The 19,967-nt window shown below is 60.1% G+C and carries 16 protein-coding genes and 1 tRNA gene; 2 read left to right on the top strand and 15 right to left on the bottom strand.

Annotated features, from left to right (window positions below):
* Positions 1-67: 67 nt before the first annotated feature.
* The 4 genes from rfbD to rfbB all read right to left on the bottom strand — a co-directional run bounded on the left by rfbD (position 68) and on the right by rfbB (position 3,591).
* Entirely contained in the window at positions 68-973 is a 906-nt protein-coding gene (gene rfbD / locus GKA01_RS03590) for a dTDP-4-dehydrorhamnose reductase (RefSeq protein WP_146859587.1), read from the bottom strand.
* Positions 974-981: 8 nt separating this feature from the next.
* Positions 982-1,545, bottom strand: coding sequence for a dTDP-4-dehydrorhamnose 3,5-epimerase (gene rfbC, locus GKA01_RS03585; RefSeq protein ID WP_146859305.1), 564 nt, complete (start codon positions 1,543-1,545; stop codon positions 982-984).
* Positions 1,546-1,648: 103 nt separating this feature from the next.
* A complete protein-coding gene (gene rfbA / locus GKA01_RS03580; RefSeq protein WP_146859585.1) occupies positions 1,649-2,515 on the bottom strand; it encodes a glucose-1-phosphate thymidylyltransferase RfbA in 867 nt (288 codons plus the stop codon).
* A 20-nt stretch (positions 2,516-2,535) separates the two neighbouring features.
* Positions 2,536-3,591: a dTDP-glucose 4,6-dehydratase gene (gene rfbB, locus GKA01_RS03575; protein WP_146859303.1), complete on the bottom strand. Its 1,056-nt coding sequence runs from the start codon at positions 3,589-3,591 to the stop codon at positions 2,536-2,538.
* 187 nt (positions 3,592-3,778) lie between these two features.
* Between rfbB and GKA01_RS03570 the strand changes: the two genes are divergently transcribed.
* Together GKA01_RS03570 and GKA01_RS03565 are read left to right on the top strand one after the other, a co-directional pair.
* Positions 3,779-5,827 carry a hypothetical protein gene (locus GKA01_RS03570; RefSeq protein WP_146859301.1) on the top strand — a complete coding sequence of 683 codons (2,049 nt, stop codon included), beginning with the start codon at positions 3,779-3,781 and terminating at the stop codon, positions 5,825-5,827.
* Positions 5,824-6,510, top strand: coding sequence for a histidine phosphatase family protein (locus GKA01_RS03565; RefSeq protein ID WP_146859299.1), 687 nt, complete (start codon positions 5,824-5,826; stop codon positions 6,508-6,510). Before GKA01_RS03570 ends, GKA01_RS03565 begins: the two co-directional genes overlap by 4 nt.
* A 45-nt stretch (positions 6,511-6,555) precedes the next feature.
* On the opposite strand, the gene GKA01_RS03560 is transcribed toward GKA01_RS03565, so the two are convergent.
* The 11 genes from GKA01_RS03560 to GKA01_RS03510 all read right to left on the bottom strand — a co-directional run bounded on the left by GKA01_RS03560 (position 6,556) and on the right by GKA01_RS03510 (position 19,951).
* On the bottom strand, positions 6,556-8,040 hold the full coding sequence (locus tag GKA01_RS03560; protein WP_146859297.1) for a M48 family metalloprotease: 1,485 nt from the start codon (positions 8,038-8,040) through the stop codon (positions 6,556-6,558).
* Position 8,041: 1 nt separating this feature from the next.
* Positions 8,042-8,416: a hypothetical protein gene (locus GKA01_RS03555; protein WP_146859295.1), complete on the bottom strand. Its 375-nt coding sequence runs from the start codon at positions 8,414-8,416 to the stop codon at positions 8,042-8,044.
* On the bottom strand, positions 8,413-9,987 hold the full coding sequence (locus tag GKA01_RS03550) for a CHASE2 domain-containing protein (RefSeq protein ID WP_167506309.1): 1,575 nt from the start codon (positions 9,985-9,987) through the stop codon (positions 8,413-8,415). Before GKA01_RS03550 ends, GKA01_RS03555 begins: the two co-directional genes overlap by 4 nt.
* Before the next feature lie 488 nt (positions 9,988-10,475).
* Positions 10,476-10,551 (bottom strand) — tRNA-Lys (locus GKA01_RS03545).
* Positions 10,552-10,669: 118 nt separating this feature from the next.
* A complete protein-coding gene (locus tag GKA01_RS03540; protein WP_146859291.1) occupies positions 10,670-11,545 on the bottom strand; it encodes a ParB/RepB/Spo0J family partition protein in 876 nt (291 codons plus the stop codon).
* Positions 11,546-11,551: 6 nt separating this feature from the next.
* Complete coding sequence (locus GKA01_RS03535) at positions 11,552-12,355, bottom strand: ParA family protein (RefSeq protein ID WP_146859289.1); 804 nt, start codon at positions 12,353-12,355, stop codon at positions 11,552-11,554.
* A complete protein-coding gene (rsmG, locus tag GKA01_RS03530) occupies positions 12,345-12,926 on the bottom strand; it encodes a 16S rRNA (guanine(527)-N(7))-methyltransferase RsmG (RefSeq protein WP_146859287.1) in 582 nt (193 codons plus the stop codon). The genes GKA01_RS03535 and rsmG overlap by 11 nt, the downstream gene beginning before the upstream one ends.
* A complete protein-coding gene (gene mnmG / locus GKA01_RS03525; protein WP_146859285.1) occupies positions 12,923-14,779 on the bottom strand; it encodes a tRNA uridine-5-carboxymethylaminomethyl(34) synthesis enzyme MnmG in 1,857 nt (618 codons plus the stop codon). The genes rsmG and mnmG overlap by 4 nt, the downstream gene beginning before the upstream one ends.
* A 3-nt stretch (positions 14,780-14,782) precedes the next feature.
* Positions 14,783-16,096 (bottom strand): tRNA uridine-5-carboxymethylaminomethyl(34) synthesis GTPase MnmE, encoded by a 1,314-nt coding sequence (mnmE, locus tag GKA01_RS03520; RefSeq protein ID WP_146859283.1) that lies wholly within the window; start codon positions 16,094-16,096, stop codon positions 14,783-14,785.
* Positions 16,097-16,211: 115 nt separating this feature from the next.
* Positions 16,212-17,648, bottom strand: a complete 1,437-nt coding sequence (locus GKA01_RS03515) for a c-type cytochrome (protein ID WP_146859281.1) — start codon at positions 17,646-17,648, stop codon at positions 16,212-16,214.
* 29 nt (positions 17,649-17,677) lie between these two features.
* Positions 17,678-19,951 (bottom strand): PQQ-dependent dehydrogenase, methanol/ethanol family, encoded by a 2,274-nt coding sequence (locus GKA01_RS03510; protein WP_141352807.1) that lies wholly within the window; start codon positions 19,949-19,951, stop codon positions 17,678-17,680.
* Between the last annotated feature and the right edge of the window lie 16 nt (positions 19,952-19,967).

The raw sequence follows: 19,967 nt of genomic DNA, 5'->3' as shown, positions 1-19,967 counted from the left end.
CATTCGGACGCAACGAAAGAGAGGGTGACAGTCGGCTGCCCTCTCGCTTGAGAAGGGCAGCAGAAGATCAGGCTTCGGAAAACAGCCTGTGAACGATAGTCGTCACGCTGTGACGCCAGTCTGGCATCTTTACGCCGAAAACGCGATGCAGCTTTGAATTGTCCATCCGGGAATCCTGTGGACGCTTGGCAGGCGTGGGCCAGTCCTCAGTACGGATAGCGTTGACTTGCGGCATGGCCTGGCCATGTTTCGCAGCTTCTTCCAGCGCGGCGACGGCCAGACCGTGCCACGTGGTTTCGCCGGTTCCGCTGGCATGGAAGATGCCGCGATATTCCGGCTTCCAGCCATCGCGCTCGATCAGGACGATGATGGCAAGAATGGCTTCGGCCAGATCGTCCGAACTGGTCGGATTGCCTTTCTGGTCCCCCACGACCTTGAGCACGGGATTTTTCGCGCCCGCATTGATCATCGTACGCACGAAGTTTTTGCCGTGGGCCGAATAGACCCAGGCCGTACGCAGGATGATGCTCTTGATGTTGGCGGTCAGGACGGCCTGTTCGCCGTCGGCCTTGGTGCTGCCATACACCGTCTCGGGAGAGGTGGCATCGTCTTCGGTATAGGGCGTGCCCTTGTCGCCGGAGAAGACATAGTCGGTCGAGACGTGGATGAACGGAATGTCTGCCTTCGCGCAGGCTGCGGCGAGCGTTGCCGGGCCGGAATTGTTGGCGCGTTCCGCACCGTCCTTTTCCGTTTCGGCGAGATCGACAGCCGTCCAGGCCGCTGCGTTCACGACGACCGATGGTTTGTATTTCTCAACCGTCGCGGCAATCGTCTCCGGGTGGTCGAAGTCGAATTCCGGACGTCCGACGCGGATGATGCGTTCGGTTCCGAGGTTCTGGAGGGACGTCGCAAGCTGGCCGTTGCCGCCCGTGACGAGAATGGGACCTGTGCTGCTCGTTGGGGTGCTGGACATCGTCATGCTCACTTTTCGTACTGGAACCAGCCTTTGGCTTCCGAGAAATGCGGTGCGATCAGATCCTTGTCGGACAGAACGGCGTCAGCTTCGGAAACGGGCCAGTCGATCTTCAGTTCGGGGCAGTTCCAGATGACCGCGCGCTCGGAAACCTTACTGTAGAGCGAGGTACATTTGTACTGTACTTCGGTGTTTTCTTCGAGCGTGACGAAGCCGTGCAGGAAGCCGGGCGGGATCCAGAGCTGCGACCAGTTTTCAGCCGAAAGTTCGGCTGCGCACCACTTGCCGTAGGTCGGTGATCCGGTGCGGGCATCGACAGCTACATCCCAGATGGCGCCGCGTGTGACGCGGACGAGTTTACCCTGCTCGTAAGGGGCGAGCTGGCAGTGCAGGCCACGGACGACGCCTTTCTGGCGGGACAGGCTCTGGTTGTCCTGAACGAAAGGCAGGTTGATGCCGGCTTCGCCCATGCGGTCCACATTGTAGGTTTCGGAGAAGAAGCCGCGATTGTCACCAAAACGGGGAGGCGTGACGAGAATGACCTCTGGAATGGAAAGACGTTCGACCTTCATGCTCTGAAATCCCTGTCCTGAATGTTGGGGCGTGAAAATGTCTCATGGAAAAAACGGCTCCGGCTGCAAAGGGATGCAGAAAACTGGAACCGCTGGAAAAAAATCAGCTGTCAGCCAGTTCCAGAAGGAGACGGCCAAGTTCGGTCTTGCCCATTTTCTTCGCATGCTCGCGAAGCTGGTCGGCCGTGATGAACTTGTTGCGGAAAGCCACTTCTGCGGGGGAGCCGACCAGCATGCCCTGACGGGACTGGATGGTCTGCACGAACGTTCCGGCCTGCATCAGGCTGTCGGGCATTCCGGCGTCGAGCCAGGCGCAGCCACGGCCCAGACGGTCCACCTGAAGGGTGCCTTCTTCAAGATACATGCGGTTGAGATCGGTGATCTCCAGTTCGCCGCGGGGGCTGGGCTTTACCTTCTTGGCGAAGTCCACGACGCGGTGATCGTAGAAATACAGCCCTGTGATGGCCCAGTGGGACTCAGGGTTGGCCGGCTTTTCTTCAACGGTGAGGGCTATACCGTTCTCATCGAAGGAAACAACACCGTAACGCTCCGGATCGCGGACCTGGTAAGCGAAGACGGTCGCTCCTTCGGGACGGTTTGAGGCTGCACGCAGCAGAACGCCCAGATGCTCGGAGAAGATCAGGTTGTCGCCTAGTGCCAGAGCACAGGGTGCGCCCTGAATCCAGTCTTCTGCGATCAGGAAGGCCTGTGCTAGACCATCCGGTGAAGGCTGAACGCGGTATTCGAACCTCACACCAAACTGCGAGCCATCGCCCAGAAGACGCTGGAACTGGGGCATGTCATGGGGCGTCGTGATGATCATGATGTCCCGGATTCCCGCCAGCATCAGCGTGGAAAGGGGATAGTAGATCATCGGCTTGTCATAGACGGGCAGCAGCTGCTTGGAGGCTGCCATCGTCATAGGATACAGGCGTGTGCCCGACCCGCCGGCGAGGATGATGCCCTTCATGGGCTTGGTTTCGATGGTGCTCACTTGCTGGCTCCCAGTCTCTGGCCGGTATAGCGCTTGGAGCGGATTCCTTCCCACCAGGCGCGATTGTCGAGATACCACTGAACGGTCTTGCGGAGGCCGCTTTCGAAATCATGCGTCGCTTTCCAGTCGAGTTCTTTCTCGGCGTGGGACGGATCGATCTCGTAGCGGAAATCATGGCCGGGGCGGTCGGTCACGAAGCGGATCAGGCGCTCGCGCGGGCCAGCCGGGTCCGGCTGAAGCTCGTCGAGGACAGCGCAGATCTTCTTGACGACTTCAAGGTTGGTGCGGGGCTGGCGGGCGCCGATGGCGTATGTTTCGCCGGGCTTTCCGGTCTCGACGGCCTTGACCAGAGCTTCGGCATGGTCTTCGACGAACAGCCAGTCGCGGACGTTCTCGCCCTTGCCGTAAACCGGCAGTTCGCGGCCTTCGATGGCGTTGATCGTGACCAGCGGGATCAGCTTCTCGGGGAAATGCCAGATGCCGTAGTTGTTGGTGGTGTTGGTGACGAAGGTCGGCAGGCCGTAAGTGTGGAACCAGGCACGGACCAGATGGTCAGACGAGGCCTTGGAGGCTGAATACGGGCTGCGCGGATCGTAGGGCGTGGTTTCGGTGAATGGCGGGTCGTTCGGCTCCAGATGACCGAAGACCTCGTCAGTGGAAATGTGATGGAAGCGGAAGGCCTTCTTTTCGGCCTCTCCCAGCGTGTTCCAGTATTTCCGGGCGGCCTCGAGCAGCGAATAGGTGCCGACGACGTTCGTCTGGATGAAGACGCCGGGGCCGTCGATCGAGCGGTCCACGTGGCTTTCAGCCGCGAGATGCATGACGGCGTCCGGGCGGTATTCCTCGAACAGCCGCTGCATTTCCACGCCGTTCACGATATTCGCACGGGCATGGGAATATCGGGGATCGTTCGCGACCTCGCTGACAGTGTCTTCCGAGGCTGCATAGGTCATGCAGTCGACGTTCAGAACCGAATGTTCGGTGTTCCGGATCAGATGGCGTACAACTGCCGATCCTATGAAACCACAGCCGCCTGTCAGCAAAATCCGCATTTGAACCTCATGATATTAGGTCAGGAGTCTGACCCCGATGGAGCCATTTTATCTTACAGCGTTGTTGAAACAGCGCAAATAACGTCCACCCGTTTCCCGAAACGCAAGATATATGACTTCAGCGGACACTTTCCCCGTTCGGACCGATGGGCTAATCCCACTGTCGTGCGGAGACAGGAGAGGCAGGATGCTGGCTGATACTTTGACACGTTCCCTGACGGATGTTCTGGAGCGGCCCGACTTACGGGTAATTGCAGACGGGGTGGTTCCCGTTCTGGATGTGTCACTGTCCCTGCCGTTCCGCATTACGGGTTCCCTGAAGCCCGGGCTTCCTTTTTCCATGCAGACCGCAACCCTGACTCTGGGCGGTCCGTGTCTTGAAGCCCCTCGTCTCGCGCCGACGTTCCTCCGGCATGCGATCGAGCTGATGCGGCTTCTGGAGCCGGGGGCCAACCCCTATCTGGCCAGTTTCGCCGCCGCACGGGTGGCAGCCCTGTTTCATGCCCTTGATACAGACGAGGTCGTGCCTCTTCCGGCGTGGCTTGGTCTTTTTAGCGATGAGGTGCCACAGGCCTCGGACCTTTGCGCCTGCTGGACGGTGCTGAGTGCGTTCCTACCCGAGCTTCCTGAATTCACCTCTCAAGAAGCCGAGCGCCTGCAAGGGGTTCTGGCCCGCCTCTGGCCTGTTCTTGCCCCTGCCGAAACCCTTATGAGCGGTGGAGGGGATTCCCGGCTGGCGGTGGACCCCCGCACGGGACTGAACCGGTATTCCAGCTCGCACCGTCCCCGTCCCTGGGCGATCACATTTGGGTCATCGACAGCATCTTCCCTGTCGGAGCGTGGGTTCGGCGGAGCGGAAGCCGCCAGGCGCGGGATGATGAATGCGCTGCTGGCCAAGCAGGACCCGGATCTGGTTCAGGAAGGGGTCGTGCGCCGTGCGCGCGCAGCGATCGGGGCTCATTATGGCTTGCCGGAGGATGCGGTGTTGCTGTCCGCCTCCGGCACGGATTGTGAACTGGCGGTGCTGGCGCTTGTGGCCGCCGGAACAGACCGTCCGGTTACGTCCATTCTTCTGGCCCCGGATGAAACCGGAAGCGGTGTTCCTCTCGCGGCCTGTGGCCGTCATTTCGCGACAGACAGTGCGTGTGCGACGCTTGTGGGCAAAGGCGAGGTGATCGAAGGGTTTTCTCCTGAGACCAGACTGATCGGCGTTGATATCCGTGAACCGGACGGTACGGCGCGTCCGGTGGCGGCCATCAATGCGCAGTGTCGGGATCTCGCTGAACGTGAGGTTGCTGAAGGACGTCATGTTCTGCTGCACCGGCTTGATCAGTCAAAGACGGGGCTGGCCGCGCCGGACATGGATCTTGTCGGAGAATTGTGTAGCCGGCTGGGCGATCAGCTCAGCATTGTCGTGGATGTCTGTCAGGCGCGGCTGAGTCCTTCGCGTGTGGCGGAATGGGTCGGGCGGGGAATCATCGTCATGATTACCGGCTCCAAGTTCTTTACCGGGCCCCCTTTCTGCGGGGCCATTCTGCTTCCCCCCGAAATCCGTCGCCGTCTTCCATTTCTGTCTCTTCCTCGGGGACTGCGGGCCTATGGCAACCGGGATGAGTGGCCTGACGGCGCAGATGCCTCAGCCCTAAATGATGGTCACAATATCGGTCTGGCGCTGCGCTGGTACGCTGCCCTGGCTGAAATGGATGCCCTGTTCGCCCTCTCCGATCCTGTCATTCGCAGTCGTCTGACCCGGTTCATGACGGAAGCCGTCGCTATGGTGAAGGCGCGTCCGGCGCTGACCATGCTGCCGATGGGCACGCCTTTCGATGACGGGCGCTGGGACGCGGTTCCGACCATTCTCTCCTTTCTGGTTGATGCCCCCCATGCGCCGGGCCGCCCGCTTGCGCTCGAAGATGCGCGGCGCCTGCATCGCTGGCTGAATGCGGATCTCTCCCCTTGGGTTGCGGAGGGGGAGGGCAGTCTTCTGTGTGTTCTGGGACAGCCCGTACCGGTGCCACATCCTCTGCTCGAGGGGCCTGCAGGGGCCTTGCGTCTGTGTGCGGGTGCGCGGCTCGTTTCCGGGGAGCCGTCTCATGAAGGGCTGGACGAAGAGCGCCGGTTGCAGCGCGAATGCATGGATGCGCGTCGGGTGCTTGGAAAACTGGAACTGATCCTGAAGCACTGGGATGTTCTGCTGGACGCGAACCCCGTCCCCCGTTACGCCCCGTTGTCATGACCCAGACAGATAAAGCGGTCCCGCACGGGCATTTTCTCGATACGCCGGAGCTGCCGACGGGTGTTACGCGGTTCTGGCTGATCCGCCACGCCGTTGTGGAAGCCAGTGCGCGCAAGACGATGTATGGCGCGCTCGACGTGCCATTGTGCCGCGAAGCGATGGCGAACCAGCAGGGAGGCTATGCCACGCTGGCGCGGCGTCTTCCCAAGGATGCCCTGTGGTATAGTTCGCCGTTGCAGCGGGCGCAGGATACCGCCTCCGAGATCCGCAGGGCAGGCGCGTTTTCGCGGGATGTGACGATTGACGCGCGTTTCATCGAACAGTCGATCGGTGACTGGCATGGCACACCGCATACGGAGTTCATGTCCCTGTTGCGTCTGCCGCCCAATCCGTTCTGGTCCATTTCTGCCTGCGAACTTCCACCGGGTGGAGAAAGCATGCTGGATGTCTGCGCGCGGGTGGCGCACGGACTTGACGATCTGGCTAATGCTCATGAAGGGCAGGACATGATTGTCGTCAGTCATGGCGGTGCCATTCGGGCGGCGTTGGCGCATGCGCTGGGCGTGCATCCGGACACGGCCCTGCGGTTTTCAATCCAGAACCTGTCCATCACGATTCTTGAACGCATTGACTGTCTGTGGCGTGTCGTGACGGTTAACGAACTGCCGGATTTCCGGGGATGAAAAAGAGGGGGAGACGCTTCTGGTCTCTCCCCCCCCTGACGGGTTTCAGGACTTGGACGCGGCCGAACAGGCCTGTTGCAGGCTGTCGATACCCGTCATCTGGCACTCCATCACCAGTCCATCGACCGTGCCGGTTTTCTTGGCCTTTTTCGCAATCATGATCTGCTGCGGAAGCGTACTCGGATCATCAAACAGTTTCTGTTGCTGAGCCAGATAGGCAAGGGCATCATCCGTTTTGCCCTGGCTGTTGAGATAATTCGCCCAGATGGTGACGATTTTCAGGATGACGTCGTCACGCTGCGCGGCCGTCGTAAGGTCCGCAAGGGCCTGTTTGTTTTGGCCCAGGCCCGCTTCCGTCTGGATGTTGAAATAAAGCCAGATCTGGCTTGAGCGGACCGGCTCGCCAATCTTGGATAGAAGCTGCCGGGTTTTCTGCCAGTTCTTCTTTGGGGCGACAGCGCTGACATCGTTGATGGCCTGACTTTGTTGCAGGAATTTCTGCACGTCGTGGCTTCTGATCCAGTTCTGGAAGGGAGCCTTGTGCAGGCTTGGGATTAGATCGGCGTAATTGCGATCGATGTAATGGGATAGCTCTTCCCTACGCTCCGCTGCGTGCGGATGATCAAGATGGACGTAGGTGACGCCTTTTCCGACATAGCCCAGGCCCGTGCCGAGCAGCGAGAAGCCCGGTGTTAGAAGGGGATTCAGAACCGCTGTCGCGAGATTGTTCTGCTGCGTTTTTTCTGCTTCCTGCTGAGCTTTTTCCTGAACTGCTTTCTGCTTCAGGGCAGCCTCAGCGGCATCGCGTTTGTCGGCGGTATCGAGCGCATTCAGGGATGTCTCCGCCATCGAAACCGAATATCCCGCTTTTGCCATCAGATCGACGGCAAGCGTGTCTGCTTCTTCTTCCTGGCTTCGGCTCCAGCTCGGAAAGCCACCGTACTCACCGACGGCATGGGCGCCATACAGCGCAAGAAGCGCTGTCTTGGCACTTCCGGCGACGGCGCCTCCGCCCGCGGCTGCGGCGACCATCGTGCCGATCTCGCCAATACCTGCAAACCTTTGCTCGAGCTTCGTATTTGCGGCCTTGTTGGCGGCATGCCCCAGCAGGATATGGGACAGTTCGTGAGCGATGACGAAAGCGAACGCGTCCTCGGACTGTGTTTCCGGATTATCAGAAAAATACTGGATCATACCCGCATTGATGAACATCGCGCCTGCTGGCGAGACATCCGATGAAAAATGTTCATCAACGCTCAGGAAGATGGGTGCATCGGGGCGCACGCCGCTCCACTGGGCCAGAAGCCGGTCGCGGATCTGCTCCATATAGGAGGTGACGGCTGGATCGACGACAATGCCTTCAATCCCGGTATTAACCGGAAAGATTAGCTTTTGCAGTGGAGGTCGCGGCGGATATGAGGCGAGCGGCGTGATGTGGGAAATATAGGTGCCTTGTGCCGGGATGCCGGGATTCGTGCTGCTGCATCCAAGAAGGGAGAGGGTTCCCGCCAGTGCCAGAAGTTTCTTCATGTCAGTGTCCACTCGGCTTGCAGTTATCGGCGAAGCCGGCCGAGGACCCTGTGCTGGAAGCGGACAGCGTTGCAATATAACTGCACGCCGTTTCGCGGGGGGCGGCGGCAGCCTTTGTCGTGGTGACAGCCGCACCTGCGATCAGCACGATGCCTCGTGCGGTCTGGACCTTCAGGAGTCCTCTATTTTCGTCTATGCCAACTACAGGCTGGTTCATCAGTTCAGAAGCTGGAATCTGGCCGAGCGGCGCATAGGTTTCGGAAAAGGCGTGGACCGTTTTTTCGAAGACGCCGTTGATCGTGGTTGTGGTGGCCGCCCGGATCGGGGAAGCCAGGATGAGACCACATAGGAGGCCAAGAGACAGGATCTTTTTCATTGAGAGAGGCTTTCTGGGTTTGGCGTATGTTTTCTGGTGTGGTCTTGTGACCGACGGCTGAAAAAATTGACGAAAGTCAGAACGAATCCAGTTGACTCACAGGACTCCCCAACGGCCAGCCAGAGCAGGATGAATCCGACCCAGTCAGCGTTTGGCCAATGTAGGAAGAGTTCGTTCAGGGCGAACACGATGCCGGTCAGGCTTGTGAGCAGAGCAAGATGGGCCCAGAAGCCCAACCGGAGTTTCTCGGCTTTCTCGGCTTCGGACTCGTCATCTTCGGGAGCAGTTTCCTCTGCTTCCGCCCGCCGTGCCGAGAGGCGCAACAGGCTCAGCGTGCCCAGCAGGAGGAGAAAAAGGCAGACATACAGGAGCGTTTCGTCGATGCCGTTACGCAGAGAAGGCAGATGCGAGAGGTCAAAGACTGCGAGAGCGACACAGAAACAGGCGGGGATAATGGCGCTGACGAACAGCGGCAGGGAGAGGAAGTCCCGGCTTTTACGCAGGAGACCACGCTGAAGTCTTGTTCCGTGACCGGCGGGAATCTGAGGGTGGCTGTAATAGAACTTGAAGGCCATCCATCCGGTGAAGATGAGCCACAGGGCGAGTTCACAAACCTCTGCCGTGCCGAAACTGAACCCTCGGCCAAGCTCGTGTTCAGGGGGTTCCTGAAAATAACGGCTGCCATAGGTAACGAGATTGTCGAAGGCCATGGCATGAAGCACGACGTTCGGAACGCGGCCGAGAAAGGGAATGACAGTGTCGTCATGCTGGTCACGGATGTCGGTTCCGTAAAAGACCGCCCGGCCTTTCAGTAGATGGGACAGAGGGGGGCTGCCCGGCGGCGTGCCCCGTCCACGCTCGTTAAGCTGTTGCGCACCGATGGTCAGAGGATAGTAGGCATGTCCGACTTCATAGTCGCGCGAGCTTCCCCAGAATGCCCGGAAGCCCAGAGTGAAGGACTGAACGATACTTCTGCACAAAATACCACCGGTGAACGGTACGGCGCATGTATTGCGGGGCGAATTATCCAGCGAAGTGACCTGTGTCTGGTCTGGGTCCACATGTAGCCCCCATTGGATGATCATGGGGCTATGGAAATCATCTTCCCGAAAGACCCCGCACTGACCTGACCAGGTGGAAGTGCACAGGCTGCGATAGACATCAAAAGCAGCATTTGCCTGACTCTTTTCCGTTTTTTCGCCTCCCTCTTCTTCGAACATAAGGGGATAGGCGGAGGACGTTTCCAGAGCGTTGCTATAGCTCTCTACGCCCGTCAGCGGAGCAGGAAGATCGATTTGGTCGTGACCTTCCTCGCCCCGGGCAAAGAAAATTGGAATATGTTTCGATTTCGCCTCGTCCAGAATGCTCTGGAACTGCGTCAGGGATTCATCCGTATGCTCATAGGCCATACGGAAATCGACATAGATGGCAGCCGGATCGGCTTCCAGGATCTGCCGGAGAACGAAAACCTGTCTCTGGTAGGACAGTGGCAGGTCAGCATCGAAGCGTTTAAGTGTAAGATCATTGATCGTAACGACCGCGACCTTCTGATGCGATCGTGGAGAAGACATTCCGTAGAATGGTGCGGTAATGGCTGAGAAAAACTGTGCAGATGAATTTTTTGTTGCACTCTCCAAAGAGAGAGGGTCAAAAAATTTATAAACGATCCAAAACACCAGCATCATGACGACGTAGAGGGCCGACCGATATTTTAAGGTCTTGTTAATAAGACGTGGAGACTGGCGGGAAAAAAGATTTTTACGCACGATTTCATCTATTTCATTCTATGTTTCTTTTTGTAAAAATTGAAATATGGAAAAGCAAGTTTAATTTCGGGGATGGCGCTCTGAAACGTGTCTTGTTCGGAACAAGTGTCAGAAATAATTCATCCCGTTTCGATCAAGGAGAAACGGATGATCGGTTCCGCCGACCTGGTTGCCAGATTTTCAGTAAAACGGCAGGAGGCAGCTCTGTTTGCAGCTCTAAAAGAAGCAAAGAATTAAAACGTCTGTCAGAAAAGACAGGAAATAAATTTTATGGAAATAACCGGAGACGGGCATGGTGGGCACACAAGGGCTCGAACCTTGGACCCGCTGATTAAGAGTCAGCTGCTCTACCAACTGAGCTATGTGCCCATGGCCCGTCTACCGGTGGAGCGGCTTATAGCGGGATTCGTCGGGAGGCTGCAAGCGGTTTTTCTTCTTTTCTTCCTGTCTGGTCTCAAAAAGAAGAAAAACCTTGTTTTTGAGCGTGTTATTTACGGTTGAGGAGGCGCATGACGCTCTCGAACTGCTCCAGTGACGTATAGTCGATCTTCAGGGAGCCGCCTTTTTTGCCGTTATAGGAAATATGGACTTTCAGGCCGAGGCGGGAAGAGAGGTCGTTTTCGATCTGGAGAATTTCAGCGTCTCGCGCTTTTTTAGCCGGGGTCGTGGTTTCTTTGCCGCTGGTGAGGGCTTCCGTCTGGCGGACATTCAGGCCGCGGGCGATGACGAGTTTGGCGGCAGCGATCGGATCGGGATGTGTGAGCAGGGCGCGGGCGTGACCGGCTGTGAGGTCGCCGTTGCGGACATGCGAGCGGACTTCCGGCGGCAGGTTCAGCAGGCGCATGGTGTTGGTGATGTGCGGGCGGGACTTGCCGACGGCACCGGCCAGTTCTTCCTGTGTCAGAGTGTAGTCCGTGACGAGGCGTTGCAGGCCTTCGGCTTCTTCGATCGGGTTGAGATCTGCGCGCTGGAGGTTCTCGACCAGGGCTGCGGCCATCGCGTCCGTGTCATCCAGTTCGCGGATATGAACGGGGACGCTGTGCAGGCCTGCGAGTTGTGAGGCGCGCCAGCGACGTTCACCGGCGATGATCTGGTAATGGCCCGATTTTTCAGGATCGGGACGGACGAGCAGGGGTTGCAGGACGCCCCGTGAGCGAATGGAGTCGGCCAGTTCGGACAGGCGCTCGGGGTTCATGTCCTGTCGCGGCTGGAAGAGGCTTGGGGCCAGAACATCCACCGAAAGGGACGAAAGCTGCTGCGGTTGGGCATTTGTGCGTGTGGCGCGGGCCAGTTGCGGCGCCTGATCGCCCAGAAGGGCTGCGAGGCCGCGACCAAGACGCGGGGAACTGTCCTTTTTGGCCATCGCCGGTTACGCCTTTGTTTTGTTCTTGTTGCGTTTGATCAGCTCGTCCGCCAGCGCCAGATAGGCGATGGCGCCTGTGGAGCGGGCGTCGTAATCCAGCACCGGAGAGCCATGGCTCTGGGCTTCGGAAATGCGGATGTTGCGCGGAATGATCGTCTCGAACACCTGATCGCCGAAGAAGCCGCGCGCATCCTGCGCCACGAGTTCGGACAGGTTGTTGCGCCGGTCATACATCGTCAGGATAATGCCTTCGAGATGCAGGTCTGCGTTGAAGGCGCGGCGGACGCGGTCGATGGTGCGGACGAGCTGGCTGATGCCTTCGAGCGCAAAGAACTCGCATTGCAGCGGCACGATGACGCTGTCGGACGCGACCAGTGCGTTAAGCGTTAGCAGGCCGAGGCTCGGCGGACAGTCGATCAGGATCGTGTCGTAATCGCCTTGCAGCGCGTGCAGGGCGTCGCGCAGACGGTATTCGCGGCGCTCGTCCCCGATCATTTCAAGCTCTGCGCCGGCCAGTTCGTTATTGGCCGTGATGATCGCGAGATTGTCGAACGCGGTCGGCTGGGGCAGGGCATGGGGTTCGGCTTCGACCATCAGCGCGGCATAGGTGCCGGTATTGCGCTGGTCGTAGTCGATGCCAAGTCCGGTGGAGGCGTTGCCTTGCGGGTCCAGATCCACGAGCAGGACGCGCTGCCCCTGCCGGGCCAGACCGGCTGCCAGATTGATGGTGGTGGTGGTCTTGCCGACGCCTCCCTTCTGGTTGGTGACGGCAATGATCCGGGTGGTGGGGGATTCGGTTTTAGACGACACGCTTGAAATCACTGACCTTGATGATGGCTCCGCCGGGGTCGGTGCGGCTGGAAATAATGCTGTGGCTCATGTGCCAGTCGCTGCTTGCCTCGGTCAACTCGGCCTGTGCTTTTTGACCCTTCAGGAACAGGCAGAACCCGTCTTCTTTCAGCAATGGCCGTGCCCAGTCCAGGAGCCTGTTAAGGGGGGCCAGCGCTCGGGCCGTGATGATGTCGGCCGGAGGGGGGCTGGCGGCTTCGATACGTTTGGCGATGACCGTGACCTTTGCCTCGCAGATGCGCCCGGCTTCCCGCAGGAAGGCGCATTTGCGCTGGTCCGATTCGATCAGGGTGACGGGGTTGCCTGTGGCGATGGCCAGAATGATGCCTGGAAAACCGCCGCCCGACCCCAAATCGGTGATGGTGGCACCTTCGGGGATCAGCTCGGCAAGCTGGAGGCTGTCCTCGATATGGCGCGGCCAGAGTTGTGCGATGTCCCGCGGGCTGACGAGATTGATCTTTGCGTTCCACTGCACGAGCAGGTCGGCGAAGCGCTCCAGCCTTTCGTGTGTTTCACGTGAAACGGTGGTCATGACAGGGTCCTTACATGGGCCAGCAGGGCGACCAGCGCGGCGGGTGTAACCCCGCGCACGCGCTGTGCTGCGGCGAAACTGGTGGGGCGGGCCTGGGAAAAACGCTCGCGCATTTCGCTGCTCAGGCCGCCGATGGTAGTGTAATCCAGATCGGCCGGAAGGGCGATGGCACTTTCCGATGCAAGCTGTCGAATTTCACGATCCTGCCGGTGAAGGTATCCGCCATAGCGGGCTTCCGTCTCGACGTGGCGGCGAACACGCAGGGGGAGTTCGGCGAACCACGGCGCCAGAGCGTTCAGGATCGTGTGGTCGCCGTTGCTGGCGAGGACGTCCAGAACCGTGCGCCGACGACCGTCCAGAGAGACTTCGAAACCCACGTCGCGGAGGGCCTGCGGCAGGAAGGTTGTTCCGGCGGCGCGGGCCATGGCGGCGTCGAGTTCGGCCTTCTGGGCGGTGAAAGCAGTTTCGCGTTCGGACAGGACGCAGCCTGCGGCGATGCCTTTGGGCGTCAGGCGCAGGTCGGCGTTATCGGCGCGCAGGGTGAGACGATACTCGGCGCGGGACGTGAACATGCGATAGGGTTCGCTGATGCCGTGCAGTGTCAGGTCGTCGATCATGACGCCGAGATAGGCGTCGCTGCGATCCAGCGTGAGGGCCTCGTTGCCAGCCGTGGCGCGGGCGGCGTTCAGTCCTGCGAGGAGGCCCTGTGCGCCTGCTTCTTCATAGCCGGTCGTGCCGTTGATCTGTCCGGCCAGATATAGGCCCGGCAGGCGACGCAGTTGCAGGGACGGCAGAAGCTCGCGAGGGTCCACGTAATCATATTCGACAGCATAGCCTGCGGTGACGATGCGGGCGTTTTCCAGACCGGGCATGGTCGTGATCATGGCGGCCTGCACGTCGGCAGGCAGGCTGGTGCTGATACCGTTGGGATAGACCAGATCGCCGCCCGGATTGCCGGGCAGGGCTTCGGGTTCGAGAAAGACCTGATGCGAACTGCGGTCGGCGAAACGGACGACCTTGTCTTCGATGGACGGGCAGTAGCGCGGGCCACGACCGGCGATGGCGCCGCCATACATGGCCGAGCGGTGCAGGTTTTCGTTGATGATCCTGTGGGTCTCGGCGGTGGTCTGGGTAATGCGGCAGACGACCTGCGGATTAGTGATGGCCGTTGTCATGGGGCTGAAGGCTTCAGGCTCGGCATCGCCGGGGTCGGCCGGGAGGTTTTCCCAGTCGATGCTGTCTTTGGCCAGACGGGGGGGCGTGCCGGTCTTGAGGCGGCCCATTTGGAGGCCAAGCGCATAGAGCCGTTCGCCCAGACGTTTGGCTGGAGCCTCGCCGATGCGTCCGGCGTCTGTCTGGGTGTGGCCGACATGAATGACGCCGCGCAGGAAGGTTCCGGCGGTCAGGACGACAGCGCCGCAGCGGAAGGTGCGGCCGTCTTCGCAGATGACGCCTGTGATGTGGCCGTTCTCTTCGATCAGGTCTCCGGCGGCGCCTTCGAGGATCGTCAGATTGGGTGTGGCGGCGAGCAGATCCTGGATGGCCGCGCGGTAGAGGGAGCGGTCGGCTTGCGCGCGGGGGCCGTGAACAGCCGGACCCTTGGAGCGGTTGAGCAGTTTGAAGTGGATGCCTGCGCGGTCTGCGGCTTTGCCCATCAGGCCATCGAGCGCGTCAATTTCGCGCACGAGATGGCCTTTGCCGATCCCGCCGATAGCAGGGTTGCAGGACATGGCGCCGATCGTCTCAAGCCGATGGGTGAGCAGCAGGGTGCGCGCGCCGAAACGGGCCGATGCCGCTGCAGCTTCACATCCGGCATGACCGCCGCCGATCACGATGACGTCGAAATCGCTCACAACCTACTTCCCGATACAGAACTGCCCGAAAATCGCATCGAGCAGGGATTCAACATCAACACGTCCGGTCAGACGCCCGAGAGCCAGCATGGACAGCCGGAGTTCTTCGCCCCGCAGTTCTGGCCATGTCGCAGTTTGGGCACGGTCCAGATGGGTTGCGGCCTCCTGGATTCCGGCGCGGTGTCTGGCGCGGGTCAGCGGGGGTGCGGCAGAACCGGCCATGAGTTCGGATACCCGTTCGGATAGGACCTGACGCAGCGCATCCAGTCCTTCGCCCGACTGCGTGCTGATCCCTAACATGCCGGGCGGGGCTGGTGCGATGTCGATTTTCGTCCGGATGGAAATTTCCTGTCCGGAAAGGGTGTCGAGGCTCTCGTCCGGGCCGATCAGATGGAGGAGGACATCTGCCTGTTTCACGTGAAACAGCGCGCGGCGGATGCCTTCGGCCTCGATTTCGTCTTCCGTCTCGCGCAGGCCTGCCGTGTCGATCAGACGCAGGCGGACGCCGTCCAGAGTCCAGTCTATTGCTATGGCGTCCCGTGTGGTGCCTGCGCGATGGGTGACGATAGCAGAGTCTGTTCCGGATAACGTATTGAGAAGGCTGGATTTTCCGACATTGGGCGAGCCTGCGATCACCACGGTCAGGCCCTGCCGCATGAGTTCGCCGCGATTGTCCTGAAGATGGGCGGACATTTCGGTCTGGAGTTTCGAGAGTTCCTCGACCAGCCCGTCTTCCACGTCCTGCGGAAGGTCTTCGTCCGGGAAGTCAATCAGGGCTTCCTGATGGGCAAGGACGAGACGCAGGCGCTGTGCCCAGTCATCATACAGGCGGCTCAGGGCACCGTCGGCCTGACGCAGGGCCTGTTTGCGCTGGCTTTCGGTTTCAGCGTCCACGAGGTCGGCAATGGCTTCGGCCTGAAGGAGATCCAGTCTTCCTTTCTGCACGGCGCGACGTGTGAATTCGCCGGGTTCGGCGGGGCGGGCTCCTAGATCGGTGAGGGCGTCGGCTACGCGGGCGATGATGGCGGGGCCAGCATGGAGGTGCAGCTCGAAGCCGTCTTCCCCGGTGTAGGAATTGGGGCCGGGAAGCCAGAGGGCGACGGCGTGATCGAGCACCTCTCCGTTATGGCGCAGGGTGCGCAGGCTGATGCGCCGTGGTTCGGGCAGGCGTCCGTTACAGAGCGTCTTCAGGATCGTATCACAGCCTGGACCGCTGGCGCGCATGATCGCGATGGCAGCGCGGGAGGGACCTGTGGCTAGGGCAAAAATGACCTGTGGCGTATTGTCAGGGACGTCCGGAAGGGATGAGCGCATCATAGGTTTCTATGTAGTGCAGGTGGCTCCGCAGTGAAATGCCCCGCGCGCAGGCACGAAAAAAGGGCGGACCGTTTCCGATCCGCCCTTTCTCTCAGACTGACAGGAGTGGGGACGCTTACTGTGCGTCGTCCACGCCGGTGTGGGTCTGCGGGGAGAAGGTCCAGCCTGTGCCATAAGGCTGCGGCATATAGGCCATCCAACCCTGACTGGAGACGTTCCAGCCAGCTGTGGAGACCGGAGCGCCCGTCGTACGCAGCTTCTGGATATCAGCAGCGGACACGGTGCCTGGTGCGTTGTTGCCCCAGCCCTTGCGCATGAAGTTCACGACATCGGCCATTTGCTGGTCGGAGAGGTGATTCTTGAAGCCGGGCATGGCAACTGCGGACGGTGCCGTGTTGGTTGGGGGCAGGATGCCACCGAAGGCCACGACATTGGCGAGCGACGTCGGATCGTCGGTAATGACGACCGGGTTGCCTGCCAGCGGCGGGAACATGCGATTGACGCCCGAACCATCATTCATGTGGCAGATGGCGCAGTTGTGCAGATAGACTTCCGCACCGGCGTTGCCCTGACCACCCTTGTTCAGCAGAGCGACCGTCTGGCCGTCATCCTGGCCAAGGTTCTTGCCTTCCGGTACGGCCGGCATGCTCTTGAGGTACTTGGCTGTGGCGCGCAGATCATCGTCGGACCAGTGCTGCGTGCTGTAGGCCACCACGTCAGCCATGCCACCGAAGACGGCGGAGTGGTCGATGCGGCCGCTCTTGAGGAACGTAACGATGTCATCTTCAGACCAGCGACCCAAACCCGTATCGGCGTTGCTGCGAAGGCTCGGCGCAATCCAGTTGTCGATCGGAGCACCACCGGACAGATAGGCGTTGCCGCCAGCTGTACCGTAGGCCTTGACCTGCATTCCGAAACCGCGGGGCGTGTGGCATTCGCCGCAATGGCCAGGGCCGTCGACGAGGTATTCGCCGCGGGCGACTTCCGGATCACTGATGCTCTTGTCTACGCCCGGCGTCATGCTCGGGACGAACATGGCGCGCCAGATGGCCAGCGGCCAGCGCATGGACAGAGGCCAGCTGATATCCGGAGCCTTGTTCTGCTGGGCGACCGGCTTCACGCCGTGCATGAAGAAGGCATACATCGCGCGAATGTCGTCATCGGACAGACGTGCGAATTCCGGATAGGGCATGGCCGGATAGACCGTTGCACCATCCTTACGGATGCCCTTGCGGAGGGCTTTCGTGAAGTCCTCAAGGGTGTAGTTGCCGATGCCGTGTTCCGGGTCGGGTGTGATGTTGGTCGAATAGATCGTGCCGATCGGGCTCTTGATCTCCAGACCGCCCGCATAGGGCTGTCCGTGCAGGGCCGTATGGCAGGCAATGCAGTCCGACAAGCGGGCGACGTATTCGCCGCGCTTGATCAGGGCGTCATCGGCGTCCTGGGCATGGGCGGCGCCAAAAGACACCGCCATGAGGCCGATAGCGGCCGCGAATTTCCATCCCTGTTTCATCTCAGATACCAGCCTGTCCCGAGTTAATGCGTTCAGCATGTCACGTGTTCCTTATGCAAACCGCTGCCTCAGGGGTGATCCGCGGTCGGGATATCGGCCGTGGACTGCGGGACATTCAGGAACTGATCGTTCGGAACGCCTGTTGAGTTCTGACGTGCCTTGACTTCCTCATCATAGGATTCGTTTGCACGCTTCACGATGAAGTTGCGGATGTCCTCGATCTGGTCAGGCGTCAGGGACGTATCGAAGCGGTCCATGCCGTAGGCTGTCAGAGCACCGCGACCAACGAGCTTGTAGAAGCTTTCCTTGCCGCGCGGCGCGCCGGACCAGCGGAGGTCAGGCAGAACGCCACCGGAGATTCCGTTGTCGCCATGGCAGGCCGAGCAGAACGTCTGATACAGGAAGTATCCGTTCTTCTGACGGGCTTCGTCATAGGTCGGAACCGGCTTGACCGGGGTGAAGCCCAGTTCGTTCTTCGCAGGCAGGTTGTCCTTGCCGTCGAGCGAGAAGGCGATCACGCGGGAGTGGTTGACCGTCCAGCCTGAAGTGCGGGCAACGCCGCCATACAGGAACGGATAAATGCCGCCCCAGCCCACTTCAACTGCGACATACTGCTTGCCGTTGGCCATATAGGTCACGGGCGGAGCAATGATCGCGCTCTGTGCGGGGAAGGAATAGAGATCGTTGCCGTTCGTAGCGTCGTAGGCGTGGAATTCGCCGTTTGCCAGACCCTGGAAGATCACGTTACCGGCCGTGGCAACGATACCACCGTTCCACGGACCCTTGTGGTTGATCGTGAAGGCCGGTGCCATCTTCACGGGATCCCAGGCCAGCGTCCAGCCCTTGAGAACCTTCAGGAAGTCCTGCTTGGCGGCGACGTGTGCTGGATCTTTGTCGTCGAAGAGGCCGATCTTGTTCATGTCGAGGCCGAGGTTCCAGGCGTCATGATACGCCTTGAAGCCGCCTTTCTGGCCATCGTACAGGAGCGGGATCTGCTGTGCCGGGATGTAGACCAGCTTCGTCTTCGGGCTGTAGGCCATGGCGGCGAAGTTATGGCCACCCAGCTCACCCGGAAGGCCGAGCCAGGGCTTGCCCGTCAGCGTCCACAGAGCATCAGGCACGTAGTTCGGACGACCCGTAACAGGATCCAGACCGTTGGCCCAGTTCTCGTAGGTGTAGGGCTTGCCGGTGATGAACTTACCCGTCTTGGCATCGATGATGTAGAAGAAGCCGTTCTTCGGAGCATGAACGATCACATGGCGCATTTCGCCGTTGACCGGCATGTCGAGCGTCATGATCTGCTGGACCGAAGTGTAATCCCACTGGTCCATCGGCGTTTCCTGGAAATGCCAGACGTACTTGCCGGTATCAGGATTGATCGCGACAATGCTGCCGAGGAAGAGGTTGTCGCCCTTGCCTTCGGAACGGAACTTGTAGTTCCAAGGCGAACCGTTGCCGACGGCCAGATAGACGAGGTCCGTCACCGGGTCATAGACGAGCGAATCCCAGACGGTACCGCCGCCGCCCTGCTGCTTCCAGGCGCCGTTCTTGCCCCAGGTCGGGTAAGCCTTGGACATTAGGATGTCGTCGGAGGCTGCGCCGTCAGGCTTGTTCTCGGGGTTCGGAACAGTGAAGAAGCGCCAGTCGAGCTTGCCGGTTTCTGCGTCGAAGGCAGAGACGAAGCCACGGGCACCGAATTCTGCACCACCGTTGCCGATCAGGACTTTGCCTTTGGCGATACGGGGAGCACCGTCAACCGTGTAGGAGCGCTGGTGGCCGAGCTGGGCCTCCTTGGGGATCGTGTAGACGCTCCAGACCAGCTTGCCGGTCTTGGCGTCGAGCGCGATCAGACGGCCGTCGAACGTGCCGAAATAAACCTTGCCGTTCCAGTAGGCAGCACCACGGCTGACCGTGTCACAGCAGCCACGGTCGGCGATGTTGCCCGGAACCTTCGGATCGTAGGACCACAGTAGCTTGCCGGTCGCTGCATCCAGCGCCTTCATCTTGCTCCAGTTGGTCGTGGCGTACATGACGCCATTGACGATCAGGGGGGTGCCTTCCTGGCCGCGGTTCGTGTCCAGATCATAGTGCCAGGCGAGCTTCAGCTTGCCGACATTGTCCGTGTTGATCTGATCGAGCGGGCTGTAACGCTGCTCGGAATAGGAACGGCCATAGGACATCCAGTCCCCGGCATGGCCGCCATTATCGGCGCTTGTGATTGCTGCGCCGGTATCTTCCTGGGCGAAAGCGACGGGCACAGCTGCCGAGAACGCCAGTGCGGCGGCGCAGCTGAGGAGGCGCTTTTTCGTAACCTTGATCGGCGTCAGTAGACCAGAAGTCATGATCCAACTGTCCTTT

It is taken from the genome of Gluconobacter kanchanaburiensis NBRC 103587 (genome assembly GCF_007988905.1).
Taxonomy (GTDB): domain Bacteria; phylum Pseudomonadota; class Alphaproteobacteria; order Acetobacterales; family Acetobacteraceae; genus Gluconobacter; species Gluconobacter kanchanaburiensis.
This window is presented reverse-complemented; position numbering and strand designations above follow the sequence as displayed.